This is a genomic window from Lysinibacillus sp. GW823-FHT06C08, from assembly GCF_058795135.1.
Genome location: NZ_JBXAHN010000026.1, coordinates 1 through 1,091, shown reverse-complemented (window position 1 = coordinate 1,091; position 1,091 = coordinate 1). Strand labels below are relative to the sequence as shown.

Genomic DNA, 1,091 nt, shown 5'->3' with positions numbered 1-1,091 from the left:
TCGACCAAAAAAAGAACACATGTCAGCTGAAAAGAAATTAGAAAAAGCAGAGGCACGTATTCGTTTACTTGAAGCTGAATTAACACTGTTAAAAAAGCTAGACGAGATGGAAAGGCAGGCAAAGAAACGGCTATTTTAATACCAAGGGAAAAGTATCAAGCAATTAATGATACCGTTCGGCTGTATCAGTTGAAAAATATGACACGTTATTTATGTGATTTGGCAAATGTAAGCCCCAGTGGTTATTATAAATGGCTCCAAAATAGTGAGAAACAAGCGATGCGAGAAGAAGCAGATTTTCAGGACTACGTCCTACTAAAAACGATTTATGATGCGTCAAAAGGAAAAGTTGGTTATCGGGGTCTTTACATGGCACTAGAAGAACTACTTGAAATCCCGATGAATCATAAAAAAATTCTACGATTAATGCGTAAATTCAATCTATATTCGAAAGTAAGACGTGCAAACCCTTATCGAAATCTTGCCAAAGCTACAGAAATCCATCGTCAAGTACCTAATCATCTAAATCGTAATTTTCATCAAACAGAGCCAGGCAAAGTGTTTTTAACAGATATTACGTATTTACAATATCGTGGCGGACAAACAGCGTATCTATCGTGTATAAAGGATGTTGCAACACGAGAAATCGTTGCATATGAGGTATCGACAAATTTACGCATGGAGTTTGTTTATCGTACGCTAAAAAAATTAGAAGAGCATATCAATGACAATTTACATCCTGAAGCGATGATTCATTCAGATCAAGGTTTCCATTATACACACCCAGCATTTCAAAAATGCGTCAAAGAAATGGGATTACTTCAGTCAATGTCTCGCCGAGGAAACTGCCTAGATAATTCGCCAATGGAGTCATTCTTTGGGCATTTTAAAGATGAAATAGAATATAAAGAAGCTGGAAGCTTATCAGAATTAAAATATATGATAGATGATTATATGGAGCACTACAACAATACAAGAAAGCAATGGACGTTAAAAAAAATGACTCCGGCAGCATACCGAAGTCATTTAATCGCTGTTTAATGTAGCAAATGGTCTTTTATTAAACTGTCTACTTTATAGGGTTCAGTTCA

1 pseudogene is annotated in these 1,091 nt (G+C 35.9%); it reads left to right on the top strand.

Annotated features, from left to right (window positions below):
* A pseudogene (locus AC1Q6O_RS22890) lies at positions 1 to 1,041 on the top strand (IS3-like element ISBsp3 family transposase); the annotation flags it as partial.
* Between the last annotated feature and the right edge of the window lie 50 nt (positions 1,042 to 1,091).